We start from the raw sequence: 12481 nt of genomic DNA, 5'->3' as shown, positions 1-12481 counted from the left end.
GTCATGGTGGGCCCTGCCGGTCCCCCCGCAACGATCAGCCGTGAACCCGGTCAGGCCCGGAAGGGAGCAGCCGCAGCGGTGACATTGTGTGCCGGGGTGTGGCTGGTAGGGTTCACCTCCATGACGATAGTATTCTCCCCTCTTTATATTCCCCCTAGCATCGGCTTCCAGTGAGTCGGAGCGAGTTCTCACGCCTTCTTATCGGCCTGATGGGCGACAGCTTACCGACTGAAATGCTCAAAAAAACGCATACAAGCTTGCCCGCGGAAGCGGTCGAGAGCGCTTGGCATTGTCGACACGCGCCTCGCTTTAAACGTGGTTGGTAGGACGTTGTCAGTATTCTTTTGCAGGCATCCTGCAGGCACAAACAGCCTGGAACGGATCATTCAAGGGGTTTCGTTTGTCAGTTAAAACAAGCTGGGACATCTTTTGCGTCGTCGTCGACAACTACGGTGACATTGGCGTGACCTGGCGGCTGGCGCGGCAGTTGGTGGCAGAGCACGGCCAGCGCGTGCGGCTGTGGGTCGATGATCTCGATACCTTCGCTAGGCTTTGTCCGGGCAGCAGCACCACTGCCGATCAGCAATGGCATGAAGGTGTCGAAGTGCGTCATTGGACACCTGATTGGCCCGGCGCAGAGCCGGCCGATGTGGTGATTGAGGCTTTTGCCTGCCAGCTCCCCGACGCTTATATAAAGGAAATGGCTGGCAGCGGGCGCCGCATCCTCTGGCTCAACCTGGAATACCTCAGTGCAGAAGACTGGGTGGTGGGCTGCCATGCGCTGCCTTCTATGCAGCCCGATGGCTTGCAGAAGTATTTTTTCTTTCCGGGCTTCGAGCAGGGCACCGGCGGATTGATTCGCGAGGGCGATCTGCTGGCACGCCGGGAGGCGTTTCAAGCCAACCCGGTGCTACGTGAAGCCTTTCTGCAGAGCTTCGATTTGACCGCGCCGGCCGGCGCGCGCTTGCTCTCACTGTTCGCCTATGAGAATCGCGCCGTCGCCGGATGGCTCGACGCGCTGGCTGCTGATGCGCGCCCATCGCAGCTGCTGGTGCCTGAGGGCCGGGTTCTGGGCGACGTGGCTGGCTGGCTGGGGCTCGAGCAGTTGCGAGCCGGTGACCGTCACGCCCGTGGTGCGCTGCAGATTGCAGTGCTGCCGTTCATGACCCAGAACCAGTACGACATGCTGCTCTGGTGCTGCGAGTTCAATGCTGTGCGCGGCGAGGAATCCTTCATCCGGGCGCAGTGGGCAGGGCGGCCGTTGGTCTGGCATATATATCCTCAGGATGAAGATGCGCACTGGGACAAACTCAACGCTTATCTGGACCTATACGTGCGCGACCTTTCCCCTCAGGCTGAGGTAGCGCTACGTGAGTTCTGGCGGGCCTGGAACGAGGGCACAGGCAGCGGCAAGGCCTGGACCGCGATGTTGGAGCATGAGGCAGAGCTGCAGGCACATGCTGACCGCTGGACACACAAGCAGGTTGCCAATGGCGATCTGGCCGGGAAGCTGGTGCTTTTTTACGCAGACTGGTTAGGGCCTGCTTCGGTTTGACCCGTGGCTGCTCTGGCTTGATCGATCGGCAAGGCTGCCAATATGGGGCGGCAACGGCGCCATGCGTCGCAGTAACGCGGCTTGCGACGAAACAGGAACAGACCCTATGATACGCGGCCTGTTTTATGTCTCTAATTCCATTCGGATATTCGTATGAAAACCGCACAAGAGTTCCGTGCCGGCCAAGTGGCCGTTATCAACGGCGCACCCTGGATCATCCAGAAAGCCGAGTTCAACAAGTCCGGTCGTAACAGTGCCGTGGTCAAGATGAAGCTGAAGAACCTGCTCAATGGTTCGGCGACCGAGACCGTTTACAAGGCTGATGACAAGCTGGAGCCAGTGATTCTCGAGCGCAAGGAAGTGACCTATTCCTACTTCGCTGACCCGCTGTACGTCTTCATGGACGAAGAGTTCAACCAGTACGAAATCGAAAAAGATGACCTCGAAGGCGTGATGACCTTCATCGAAGACGGCATGAGTGACGTCTGCGAAGCCACTTTCTATAACGACAAGGTGATCTCGGTCGAACTGCCGAACACCATCGTTCGTGAAATCGTTTACACCGAGCCGTCCGTTCGCGGCGACACTTCCGGCAAGGTAATGAAGACTGCGCGCCTGAAGAATGGCGCCGAGCTGCAGGTTTCTGCTTTTTGCGAAATCGGCGACTCGATCGAAATCGACACTCGCACCGGCGAGTACAAGTCCCGTATCAAGGCCTGATTTCAGCACTGCGCGGACAAGCCCGGCCTGGCGCCGGGTGACTTGAGACCGAACCCCGTTTAATGCGGGGTTTCGTTTTTTTGGGCGCGGTAACTAGGTGTGGCCGCCGCACGGGGTCTGCGTCATCGCGGTACGCAGGAAACGCGTCATGTAGAAGGTTTCATACTGAAGCGTGGAAGCTGGCATGAGAGGGGTGCGCTTACCCTGCGAAGAAGCATTCCTTCAACTTGCCTCGGGACGGTGGGCTCTAATGCTCAGCCGAATAGGCGTGTCTCCAGCCCGGAACCCCAAGCAGCGGCATTGCGACTGAGGTGAGCTCAGGCCCGCTGAACAGAGCAGCGGGGTACCGATTCTGGCGCTCTACCGGTTGAAACGAGTCGATGCGCTGGAGTATGGTTCGGACATCCTCTGGAGAACAGCATGCTGCTCAACCTGATTCCTTTGATCCTTGCAAATACTAGCGCTATGCGCTCGGCGTTGCTGCGTGGTCAGGCGATTACGGCTGACGGTTATTTTTTTGGGTATTGGTTTAGCCATCGGCGCGCCTGATACCCCACAGGCGCCCTAGCAATCAGGGTCGCCACCAGACAGTTTTCGAACCCCCGGTCGGCCACCCGACCGGGGGTTTTGTTTTTTCTGGCCTGAGAAGGCCTCACGTACCGAGGGCAGCACCATGTACAACGACACCAGCGCTTACCGCACCTACCGCTATGACTGGCGATTTAGCCGCTTCACCGCCGCCGCACCAACACACCTAGACCGAACACTTCGCTAGCGCCGACGCGGCACAGATACCGCGCCGGCCAAAGGACCGCCAGTCATGAATGCACCAATCAACGCCTCAGCCCTTAGCTGCAATATTTCCTCCGCCCCAGCCAGACGTAGCGCTCTTCCGTTACCGAGTCCCGCTTTACTGCGGCAACGGCTGCCCCTCAGCGCATCGCTTGACGAGCGCGTTCGAGATCAACGAGAAGCCATTCGCGCCGTACTCAACGGCGATGACCCGCGCCTGCTGGTGGTGGTTGGCCCTTGTTCGTTGCACGATCCGGTGTCCGCGCTCGAATATGCGGCGCGGCTGGCTGAATTGGCCCCGCAGGTCAGCGATCAGCTGCTGCTGGTGATGCGTGCCTATGTCGAGAAACCACGTACAACGGTCGGCTGGAAGGGGCTGGTTTACGATCCGCAGCTCGATGGTAGCGGTGACATGGCGGAAGGGCTGCACATATCGCGCCGGTTGATGCTAGATATTCTGGCGTGTGGGCTGCCGATCGCGACCGAACTGTTACAACCCCTGGCGGCGGGCTATTTCGATGACCTGCTTGGCTGGGCGGCGATCGGAGCACGTACCAGCGAGTCGCAAATCCATCGTGAAATGGTCAGCGGGCTCGACCTGCCGGTGGGTTTCAAGAACGGCACCGATGGCAGCCTCGGGATTGCTTGCGATGCCATGCGCTCAGCTGAGCATCCACATCAGCACTTCGGAATCGACGAGCTCGGGCATCCCGCGCTGCTGAGCACGAGCGGCAATGCCGATACCCACCTGGTGTTACGTGGCGGGCACTCGGGACCAAACTATGATCAAGACAGCGTCGCAAAGGCGCGGGATACGTTGCAGCGCCAGGGTATTGCCCCGCGCATCATGGTCGACTGCAGTCATGCCAACAGCGGTAAAAACCCACTGAGTCAGCCAGCGGTGCTGGCGTCCGTTATCGATCAGCGCAAGGCTGGCGATTCGAGTCTGCGCGGCGTGATGCTCGAAAGCCACCTGTTCGATGGCTGTCAGCCACTGTCCGGCGAGCTGAAATATGGCGTATCCATTACCGACGGCTGCCTTGGCTGGAGTGCGACCGAACGTATGCTGCTTCGCGCGGCGGATCGACTGCGCCGCTAGGGTGAACGAGCCCGGCGGCGACGGTCGGGCTTGCGACGTTGGGTGGCCGAGGGCAACCTGTGCGGCTCGTTTCGATCGATGACTCAGGACTTGCATGCGCGACTACAAATGGCTGCACGAATACTGCCTCAATCGTTTCGGCTCGGCCGCAGCACTGGAGAGCCGCCTGCCGCAACCCAACAGTGGCGATGAGCTTCGCGCGATTGCGGATGACCGTTACCTTTCGCTGATCAGTCTGCGTATCTTCCGGGCTGGGCTCAAGCACAGCTTGGTCGACGCCAAGTGGCCGGCGTTCGAAGAGGTGTTCTTTCGTTTCGATCCCGAAAAGCTGGTGTTGATGGGAGGCGAGCACATCGAGCGACTGATGCAGGACGCCCGCATCATCCGCCACCTAGGCAAACTCAAGAGCGTGCCGCGCAACGCCCAGTTCGTGCTAGACGTGGCGAAAGAGAAGGGGAGTTTCGGCAACCTGATCGCTGATTGGCCGATCACCGATATCGTCGGTCTGTGGCGCTATCTGGCCAAGCACGGCACCCAGCTGGGAGGCCTGTCTGCGCCGCGTCTGCTGCGCATGGCGGGTAAGGATACGTTCATCCCCAGCAATGACGTTGTCGCTGCGCTCAAGGCGCAAAAGGTAGTGGACAAGGTGCCCAGCAGCCAGCGGGATCAGGCGGCCGTGCAATCGGTGTTCAACCAATGGCACAGCGAGAGCGGCCGACCCATGTCTCAGCTCTCGGCAATGCTGGCATATACGGTCAACCACTGACGAGCTGGGCCTATGAGCGGAGTGTCGAAGCCTGTACGCGTGGCATCGTTGGCCGGCGATGCCGCTCGTGACAGGAACAGCGCATAGCCTGATGTTCTGCGGCGCTTTGGCGCAGCGCCGCCAAAGCGCAGGCGGTGTACAGTCAAAACATGACCATCGTCAAAGACAAGCGTATTCAGATCATATGGGTGCTCTTCACGTGCATCCTGCTCAACGCTTTTGTCTGCAGCCTGAACCACGGCTCCCACATGGGATTCGAGCTGGCCATGGGGCAGGAGCCGTTCTGTGCCAGCAATGCATCCTCAGCTAGCGGCGATGCGTTCCCCGCCGATGTTCATGAGCTGGCTGAGCACGGGCTGGATTGCCCGCTATGCGGCTCGGTCTTTCTTGCCATTGCTGTGTTGTTTGCGCTGGGTTGGCTGGGGGTTCCGGCAACCGTGCCGCTGCCTCGACCTGGCCCGCAACAGCGCGGTCCGCGTTACCACTGGCCATCCCTGAATCCCCGCGCACCCTGATACCCGACCGGACTCCCTCGCCGTCCGAATGCAGCCTGGCTGCGGAGCGGACGAAAAGATCGTCGGTGACCCGACGGTATGGTCAATACAGGGGCTTTCACCATGGCCATGATGGAAAAATTCGCTCGCACCGAAGGCCGCATCGGCTTTCGGCTTCCCTTCCCGGATTACCCCAGCAATGCCCGCAGTTTTGTCCACCTGGACGCCCGGTTATTGCCGTACTGGCATGCCTTGTTCGACGTTTGCCCGAGGTTGCTCAAACTCGATCCGCCAGATGGCCTGAACGTCTTTCGTCAGTTCATGACCTGGGCCTACGGCTGCCAACTGGCGCTTGGCTGGACCTTTCACCTCGGCGTCTGCCGCTGGCTGCTGAGTTCCGGTTACCGCGATCTGGTCGAGCCGGAGCATATCGAAACCATGATGATCGCCGCTGCGGCGCGCTGGGTGGCCAGCGACGACAGCGCGGCAATCGGCATCGTGCTTGGCTGGCAAGGCGGTGATCAGCACGTATTCGACTGGAAGCCGCGGGTGCGCCTGGGGATGCGGCCACCCGCGGCCGAGCAGGAGGAGCTTCCTCCTGCTCCTTGGGACTTCGCCTGGAGCCCGCTTTCCACGACGAGTGGCAACGGCTTTCGACGCTGGCTGAGGGTGCCCTGACTGCGACAGTGCGCCGCGGGGGTGTTTTGGCGTTTGTCAGCCAGGCGTTGAGCGCGCGTTGTGATGTTGTGGCCAGACCTCGCGAGGCCTCTAGCGGGCACCGTGCTGCCGATGTTGCGTCTGCTCCGGTCGCGTGGTTTGGCCGCGCTCGCGTGTGACGGCCTGCCTGCAGTCTGTGGTGTTGCTGGGGCGAGGCAGGTTGTCGCAGTTGCCGCTGTGACGGCCGCACCGGACACTTTCCCTGCCTCGGATCCGAGCAGAGTTCCACGGTAGATTCGAGGTAAAGCGATTGGGCCCGGGCCGCGACAACCGGGCTTCGGCCCCCTCCCCAAAGGGGGCTTCAATCGCCTCATGCGGTCGGAGTTCGATGCGCTCGCACAGGGTTCGACACTGAAATGCAAGGAGCTAGGCATGTTTAGGTCATCGCTCAGACGGGACATCGCGCTGGTTCTGCTGGTCAAGCTCGCGATCCTCATAACCATAAAAACGATCTGGTTCGATGCGCCCAGCACTCCGGAAAACGGCTCGGCGCGGGTTGCCGAGTATTTGCTTTATTCACGGGATTCTATCCCTGAGGGAGGACCGAGATGATCTCGGAAAGCGTTGTCGATCTGTCACGCCTGCAGTTCGCCATGACGGCGATGTATCACTTTCTTTTCGTGCCGCTGACCTTGGGGCTGGCCTTCCTGCTGGCCATCATGGAGTCGGTCTACGTCATGACCGGCAAGCAGGTCTACAAGGACATGACCCAGTTCTGGGGCAAGCTGTTCGGTATCAATTTCGCCCTCGGCGTCACCACCGGACTGACCATGGAGTTCCAGTTCGGCACCAACTGGGCCTACTACAGCCACTACGTGGGCGACATCTTTGGTGCCCCGCTGGCGATCGAAGGCCTGATGGCGTTCTTCCTCGAGTCGACCTTTATCGGCTTGTTCTTCTTCGGCTGGGATCGACTGAGCCGGGTGCAGCATCTGGCGGTCACCTGGTTGGTGGCGCTAGGGTCGAACCTGTCGGCATTGTGGATCCTGATCGCCAACGGCTGGATGCAAAATCCGGTTGGCTCGGAATTCAACTTCGAAACCATGCGCATGGAGCTGGTGGATTTCGGCGCGCTGCTGTTCAACCCGGTGGCACAAGTCAAATTCGTGCACACGGTGTCGGCCGGTTACGTCACCGGGGCGGTCTTCGTGTTGGCGATTTCGTCCTTCTATATGTTGAAGAAGCGTGACCTGGGCTTCGCTCGTCGCTCCTTCGCCATCGCTGCGGTGTTCGGCCTGGCTTCGACCCTCTCCGTGATCATCCTCGGCGACGAGTCCGGCTATGAGATTGGCGACGTGCAGAAGGTCAAGCTGGCGGCCATCGAGGCCGAGTGGGAAACCCACCCGGCGCCGGCCGGCTTCACCCTGTTCGGGTTGCCCAATCAGCAGGAACAGCGAACCGATTACGCGGTGAAGATTCCCTATGCGCTGGGGCTGATCGCGACGCGTTCGCTGGACGAGGAGGTCAAGGGCATCAAGCAGCTAGTCGCCGAGCATGAGTTGCGCATTCGCAACGGCATGCTGGCCTATCAGCGATTGCAAACACTCCGTAGCGGGGACAAGTCACCGCAGGCCATCGCCGCGTTCAACGAGGTCAAGCAGGACCTGGGTTACGGCCTGCTGCTCAAGCGCTATACCGACAAGGTGGTTGACGCAAGTGATGAGCAGATCCGCCTGGCCTCACTGGATACCATCCCCGATGTGTTCAGCCTGTTCTGGACCTTCCGCGCCATGGTTCTGGCGGGCTTCCTCATGTTGCTGCTATTTGGTCTGGCCAGCTGGGCTTCGATCAAGCGCAATGCCGAGAACAAACCCTGGTTGCTCAGGTTCGCGTTGTTCAGCCTGCCGCTGCCATGGATCGCAGCGCAAACCGGCTGGTACGTCGCCGAGCATGGCCGTCAGCCCTGGTCGATCGCCGAATTGCTGCCAACGCATCTGTCCGCCTCGACGTTGGCGGCGGGAGATATCTGGGGTTCGCTGGTGGCACTGGTGGCTTTCTACACGCTGCTGCTGGTGGTGGAAATGTTCCTCATGATCCGTTTCGCTCGCCTCGGGCCAAGCAGCCTGCACACCGGCCGCTATCACTTCGAGCTCGAAGCAGCCGCCGCCAACCACATGCGCAAGCTGCGCGACGCCGTTGCCGTGCCGAAAGCCGCAAAAGACGCGCCCACCGAACCGACCGCTGTGTGAGGTAAACAAGATGTTCGACTATGAAGTTCTCAAGCTCATCTGGTGGGTATTGATCGGCGTGTTGCTGATTGGCTTCGCCCTGACCGATGGCTTCGACATGGGCGCCATGGCGTTGATGCCTTTCGTCGGCAAGACCGATAACGAGCGTCGCGTGGCGATCAATACCATTGCGCCGCACTGGGATGGCAATCAGGTGTGGTTCATCACCGCCGGCGGTGCGCTGTTTGCAGCCTGGCCGATGGTCTATGCAGTGGCGTTTTCCGGGCTTTACTGGGCAATGCTGCTGGTGCTCTTCGCGCTGTTCTGCCGGCCGGTGGGCTTCGACTACCGTAGCAAGGTGGAAGACCCGCGCTGGCGCAGTGCCTGGGACTGGGCCCTGTTCGTCGGAGGCACTGTGCCAGCGCTGGTGTTCGGTGTGGCCTTCGGCAACCTGTTTCTCGGCCTGCCGTTCCAGCTCGACGAGCTGATGCGGTCCAGTTATCACGGCTCGTTCTTCGAATTGCTCAACCCCTTCGCGCTGCTTTGCGGCATCGTCAGCCTGAGCATGCTCTGCGCCCATGGCGGTGCCTGGCTGATGATGCGCACTGAAGGTGCATTGGGCGAGCGCTCGCGTCTGGCTACCCGCTTGTGTGCGCTGGTATTTCTGATTGGCTTCCTCGGGGCGGGCCTGTGGCTGGCGTTCGGCATTCAAGGCTTTAACCAGTTATCGGTCACGGATCCGGGGGCGGCGCTCAATCCCCTGCTGGACAAGCAGGTGATGCAGAACAACGCGGGTTGGCTCGGCAACTACAGCCGTTACCCCAGCACTCAGATCGCACCAATCGCCGGAATCATCGGCGCGCTGATAGCGCTGCTGGGCGTTCGTCGCAACAGCGGCGGGGTGAGCTTCCTCGGTACCAGTCTGATGATTGTCGGCAGCATCTGCACTGCGGGGTTCGCCTTGTTTCCCTTCGTCTTCCCGTCAAGCCTCGATCCGGCCTCCAGCCTCACCCTGTGGGACGCCGTATCGAGCTACAAGACGCTGGGCATCATGTTCGTAGTGGTCTGCATCTTCGTGCCGCTGATTCTCTGCTACACGCTGTGGAGCTATATCCGCATGTGGGGCCGACTCAACGATCAGACCATCGAAGCCAACCCGCACGGTTTGTACTGAACCCCTGGCTTGGCGCCAGCGCGCCTGGCTCTGACGTCCCAACGGAGAAATCATCATGTGGTACTTCACCTGGATCCTCGGCGTACTGCTGGCTTGCAGTTTCGGCATCATCAGCGCGCTCTGGTTCGAAGCGACCCAAGACCTCGATGCGGAGCTGAGCAGTGATCGGCTCAGCCAATAGCGTCGTCTACCGCAGGCCCGGTTGCGTGCTCTCGCTGCTGCTGGCTACGCCGCTGGCCCTGCTGTTGCTGATTCACCCTGCGGCGATGCTCGACGGAGCAGGTGGATATGACCATTCGCGGCTGATGCTGGTGATGTGGGGCATATCGGCGGGCTTCATTCATGGCGTCGGCTTCGTGCCGCAGCATTGGCTTTGGCGACTGCTGTTCCATCCAGCCGCCGCCTGGCTGCTGATGGGGCTTGGCTACCTGATCCTGTGGCGGGCGCAGCAGTAGCGCGGCTGGCCGATCTGCCGCGGCGGCACAGTTCTTTGCAACCGTTTCGGCTTATTCAGAGGAGCAATACGTGAACGCAACCGTTGAGCCCACTCCTTACCAGCAACTGGGCGGCGATACACCGCTACGCCAGCTGGTCGACCGCTTCTATGACGTCATGCTCAGCGAGCCCAGCGTCGAGACAGTGCGCGACATGCACTCCGCGGATACCACTCAGATCCGCGAGCGGCTCTTCGACTTTCTCTCCGGATGGCTGGGCGGACCTTCCCGCTTCATTGAAAAGCACGGCCATCCGCGGCTGCGAATGCGACATCGCTTTTTCCAGATAGGTGAGGCCGAGCGCGACCAGTGGATGCTGTGCATGCGCCAAGCATTGGCAGAGATCACCATGGACGCCACCCTGAGGGATCGCCTTGAGCAGGCGATCATGCAAATGGCCGAGATGCTGCGCAATGATGCGCCACGTACTTGCGATGGTGGCGGCTTCGGCTGCTCGGCCTCGACGCCTGGGGGCGAGCGCTGTGGGCGTTGAACAGCGGGACGATCATGGCTGAACGTTGGGATATCAAGTTGCGCCTGTTGCACTGGGCCGTCGCCCTGACCGCGATGTTCCAGCAGTTCAGCAGCTTGTGGATGTCCGATCCTGGTAGCCAATACCTGTTTCCCTGGCATCGGTTGGTCGGCATGCTGGCGGCACTGATCGTGCTGCTGTTCTGGCTTTACAGCTATGCCGTGTACGACCTGCAGCGCTTGTTTCCGTGGGGGCGCGACGGGCGCCGTATGGTGTTGCGCGAGGGTATTGACCTGGTGCACGGCAAGTTGCCGCCAAGCGGCCCGCGTCGTGGGCTTTCCAGCTTCGTGCATGGGCTGGGCCTGCTGGCACTCAGCGGCTGTGCAGCTACCGGTATGGTTCTGTTCGCGATGATCCCGCCCGGGCACGTCGGCCCACCAGCCGATGGTTTGGCGTTCACCCGCTACACTTTGCAGCATAAATTCTTCGGCCAGCTGCTCTGGTACTACTGGTATGGCCACGTAATGTTCGCTGTGGTCCACCAACTCAGAGGCGATAACCTGTTAGGGACGATCTTCGGTTTGGGCCGAGAAAATCGCCGCGACGGATGATCAACTGTGAGTTGAAGTGCAGGTCGCGTAGACGTTTTGCCGCAGCTAGTCGGTCACATTTTCCGCAATAGAATTTGCTCATCGGAACGATGGCAGGCATAGTTTCGCCACTTTCGACTTCCCGGCCTGTCAGTGCTATGCGCCAACGCCTCGCACCCCTGTTGCCCTTTGCTCTGATCACGTTGTTGACGGCCTGTGCCATGCAGCCGGAGCAAACCGAAAGTCCGCTGCTGACGCAACGCTTTCAATTCGATTTCCCGATTGAAACGTCGGAGGCGGATGCCGACCCTGAAGCGGTAACAGCCGAACCCACCGACCAGCAACTTCCTGAGTTCGCCGATGACGAGAGCTACGAGTTGCCGGCTCTGGCCGACAGCCTGCTTGAGCGCGGTTTCACGCTGGTGGGCACCCCGTACCGCTACGGTGGTAGCTCCAGAAAAACTGGCTTTGATTGCAGTGGCTTCGTCAGCTTCCTGTTTCGCAAGGAGGCTGGCATCGAGCTGCCACGCTCGACCCGCGAAATGATCAATCTGGACGCGCCGAAGATCAAACGCAGCGAGCTGGAGCCGGGCGATGTGGTCTTCTTCAATAACCGCGGGCGCGGCCAGGTCAGCCATGCCGGCATCTACATTGGCGGTGACCGGTTCATTCACTCGTCCAGTAGTCGCAGCGGCGGCGTTCGCGTCGATAGCCTTGATGACAAGTACTGGCGTTCCAGCTTCATGCAAGCCAAGCGTGTCCTGGCGCTGGCTCATAATTCAAGCACCATTCCCACTCATCACTGAGTGTTGAGATAGGCCCGCATCAGGCTTGCATCCACTTCCGCATGCCGGCAGAGTGATGGCTCATTTGCCTGGACTGCTCTGTCATGCCTTCTCTGGCTCGTTCTACAGTTGTTCTGCTGGCCGCGATGCTGCTTACTGCTTGTTCCAGCCAAGCACCGGTTGAGCCCATAGTCGTCGCGCCTTCACCACCACCCCAACAATTTCCCGGCACAGCTGAGGAAGTTCTGTTCTCCGCTTTGGGTCTGGTCGGTACGCCGTATCGATACGGCGGCAACACACCGGATGGCGGCTTCGATTGCAGCGGTCTGATCAACTATGTCTACCGAGGCGCGGCCGGTGTCGCTTTGCCACGTACGACTCGCGAGATGAACGGCATGCGGGGCGCCACTATCAGGCGTAATGACTTGAAAGCGGGTGATCTGCTGTTCTTTGCCACCAGCGGCGGGCGTCGTGTCAGCCACGCGGCCATCTATGTCGGAGAAGGGCGTTTCGTCCATGCGCCCTCAACCGGCGGAACGGTACGTCTGGACAGTCTTTCCAACAGTTACTGGCAGAAGAACTACCTCAGCGCCAAGCGTGTACTCGACAGTGAGCGTCTCGCGCAAAATCCGTAACGCTGGCTGGAGCCGAACAT

Annotated in this window: 16 protein-coding genes and 1 other RNA gene; all 17 read left to right on the top strand. The window is 60.4% G+C overall.

All coding sequences use genetic code 11. The features are described from left to right. Positions 1–14: 14 nt before the first annotated feature. The 17 genes from ffs (at position 15) to RT21_RS07585 (ending at position 12461) form a co-directional block, all read left to right on the top strand. An RNA gene (gene ffs, locus RT21_RS23205) (signal recognition particle sRNA small type) lies at positions 15–111 on the top strand. A gap of 289 nt (positions 112–400) precedes the next feature. Further along, positions 401–1555 (top strand): elongation factor P maturation arginine rhamnosyltransferase EarP, encoded by a 1155-nt coding sequence (gene earP, locus RT21_RS07655; RefSeq protein ID WP_046162260.1) that lies wholly within the window; start codon positions 401–403, stop codon positions 1553–1555. 153 nt (positions 1556–1708) lie between these two features. Next, the gene (gene efp, locus RT21_RS07650; RefSeq protein ID WP_045425888.1) at positions 1709–2275 is read left to right on the top strand and encodes an elongation factor P; all 567 of its coding nucleotides are present in this window, start codon (positions 1709–1711) and stop codon (positions 2273–2275) included. A gap of 420 nt (positions 2276–2695) precedes the next feature. Further along, positions 2696–2824, top strand: coding sequence for a hypothetical protein (locus RT21_RS24105; protein WP_256203884.1), 129 nt, complete (start codon positions 2696–2698; stop codon positions 2822–2824). A 271-nt stretch (positions 2825–3095) separates the two neighbouring features. After that, positions 3096–4166: a 3-deoxy-7-phosphoheptulonate synthase gene (locus RT21_RS07645; RefSeq protein WP_046162259.1), complete on the top strand. Its 1071-nt coding sequence runs from the start codon at positions 3096–3098 to the stop codon at positions 4164–4166. Between the two features lie 94 nt (positions 4167–4260). Continuing rightward, complete coding sequence (locus RT21_RS07640) at positions 4261–4932, top strand: DNA-3-methyladenine glycosylase I (protein WP_046162258.1); 672 nt, start codon at positions 4261–4263, stop codon at positions 4930–4932. A gap of 149 nt (positions 4933–5081) precedes the next feature. Beyond that, positions 5082–5447: a DUF2946 domain-containing protein gene (locus RT21_RS07635; RefSeq protein ID WP_046162257.1), complete on the top strand. Its 366-nt coding sequence runs from the start codon at positions 5082–5084 to the stop codon at positions 5445–5447. 102 nt (positions 5448–5549) lie between these two features. Next, positions 5550–6104: a putative natural product biosynthesis protein gene (locus tag RT21_RS07630; RefSeq protein WP_046162392.1), complete on the top strand. Its 555-nt coding sequence runs from the start codon at positions 5550–5552 to the stop codon at positions 6102–6104. A gap of 351 nt (positions 6105–6455) precedes the next feature. Further along, positions 6456–6695 (top strand): cytochrome oxidase putative small subunit CydP, encoded by a 240-nt coding sequence (gene cydP / locus RT21_RS24385; RefSeq protein WP_335743687.1) that lies wholly within the window; start codon positions 6456–6458, stop codon positions 6693–6695. Beyond that, positions 6692–8332: a cytochrome ubiquinol oxidase subunit I gene (locus tag RT21_RS07620; RefSeq protein WP_046162256.1), complete on the top strand. Its 1641-nt coding sequence runs from the start codon at positions 6692–6694 to the stop codon at positions 8330–8332. The genes cydP and RT21_RS07620 overlap by 4 nt, the downstream gene beginning before the upstream one ends. A 10-nt stretch (positions 8333–8342) precedes the next feature. Continuing rightward, a complete protein-coding gene (cydB, locus tag RT21_RS07615) occupies positions 8343–9485 on the top strand; it encodes a cytochrome d ubiquinol oxidase subunit II (RefSeq protein ID WP_046162255.1) in 1143 nt (380 codons plus the stop codon). A gap of 55 nt (positions 9486–9540) precedes the next feature. Then, positions 9541–9666 carry a cytochrome bd-I oxidase subunit CydX gene (gene cydX, locus RT21_RS23200; protein WP_046162254.1) on the top strand — a complete coding sequence of 42 codons (126 nt, stop codon included), beginning with the start codon at positions 9541–9543 and terminating at the stop codon, positions 9664–9666. Further along, positions 9647–9940: a cyd operon YbgE family protein gene (locus RT21_RS07605; RefSeq protein ID WP_046162253.1), complete on the top strand. Its 294-nt coding sequence runs from the start codon at positions 9647–9649 to the stop codon at positions 9938–9940. The genes cydX and RT21_RS07605 overlap by 20 nt, the downstream gene beginning before the upstream one ends. A 70-nt stretch (positions 9941–10010) precedes the next feature. Further along, positions 10011–10472: a group II truncated hemoglobin gene (locus RT21_RS07600; RefSeq protein WP_046162252.1), complete on the top strand. Its 462-nt coding sequence runs from the start codon at positions 10011–10013 to the stop codon at positions 10470–10472. Between the two features lie 14 nt (positions 10473–10486). Next, entirely contained in the window at positions 10487–11062 is a 576-nt protein-coding gene (locus RT21_RS23020; RefSeq protein ID WP_052724736.1) for a cytochrome b/b6 domain-containing protein, read from the top strand. A 137-nt stretch (positions 11063–11199) separates the two neighbouring features. Then, positions 11200–11847, top strand: coding sequence for a C40 family peptidase (locus RT21_RS07590; protein WP_046162251.1), 648 nt, complete (start codon positions 11200–11202; stop codon positions 11845–11847). Positions 11848–11930: 83 nt separating this feature from the next. Next, positions 11931–12461: a C40 family peptidase gene (locus tag RT21_RS07585; protein ID WP_046162250.1), complete on the top strand. Its 531-nt coding sequence runs from the start codon at positions 11931–11933 to the stop codon at positions 12459–12461. Positions 12462–12481 lie beyond the last annotated feature (20 nt).

This window comes from Pseudomonas sp. 10B238, from assembly GCF_000970615.1.
Taxonomy (GTDB): Bacteria; Pseudomonadota; Gammaproteobacteria; order Pseudomonadales; family Pseudomonadaceae; genus Stutzerimonas.
This window is presented reverse-complemented; position numbering and strand designations above follow the sequence as displayed.

Coding starts and splice junctions, on each gene's coding strand:
- efp (WP_045425888.1), top strand. CDS start 1,709: ATGAAAACCGCACAAGAGTTCCGTGCCGGCCAAGTGGCCGTTATCAAC.
- RT21_RS24105 (WP_256203884.1), top strand. CDS start 2,696: ATGCTGCTCAACCTGATTCCTTTGATCCTTGCAAATACTAGCGCTATG.
- RT21_RS07645 (WP_046162259.1), top strand. CDS start 3,096: ATGAATGCACCAATCAACGCCTCAGCCCTTAGCTGCAATATTTCCTCC.
- RT21_RS07640 (WP_046162258.1), top strand. CDS start 4,261: ATGCGCGACTACAAATGGCTGCACGAATACTGCCTCAATCGTTTCGGC.
- RT21_RS07635 (WP_046162257.1), top strand. CDS start 5,082: ATGACCATCGTCAAAGACAAGCGTATTCAGATCATATGGGTGCTCTTC.
- RT21_RS07630 (WP_046162392.1), top strand. CDS start 5,550: ATGGCCATGATGGAAAAATTCGCTCGCACCGAAGGCCGCATCGGCTTT.
- cydP (WP_335743687.1), top strand. CDS start 6,456: ATGCGGTCGGAGTTCGATGCGCTCGCACAGGGTTCGACACTGAAATGC.
- RT21_RS07620 (WP_046162256.1), top strand. CDS start 6,692: ATGATCTCGGAAAGCGTTGTCGATCTGTCACGCCTGCAGTTCGCCATG.
- cydB (WP_046162255.1), top strand. CDS start 8,343: ATGTTCGACTATGAAGTTCTCAAGCTCATCTGGTGGGTATTGATCGGC.
- cydX (WP_046162254.1), top strand. CDS start 9,541: ATGTGGTACTTCACCTGGATCCTCGGCGTACTGCTGGCTTGCAGTTTC.
- RT21_RS23020 (WP_052724736.1), top strand. CDS start 10,487: ATGGCTGAACGTTGGGATATCAAGTTGCGCCTGTTGCACTGGGCCGTC.
- RT21_RS07590 (WP_046162251.1), top strand. CDS start 11,200: ATGCGCCAACGCCTCGCACCCCTGTTGCCCTTTGCTCTGATCACGTTG.
- RT21_RS07585 (WP_046162250.1), top strand. CDS start 11,931: ATGCCTTCTCTGGCTCGTTCTACAGTTGTTCTGCTGGCCGCGATGCTG.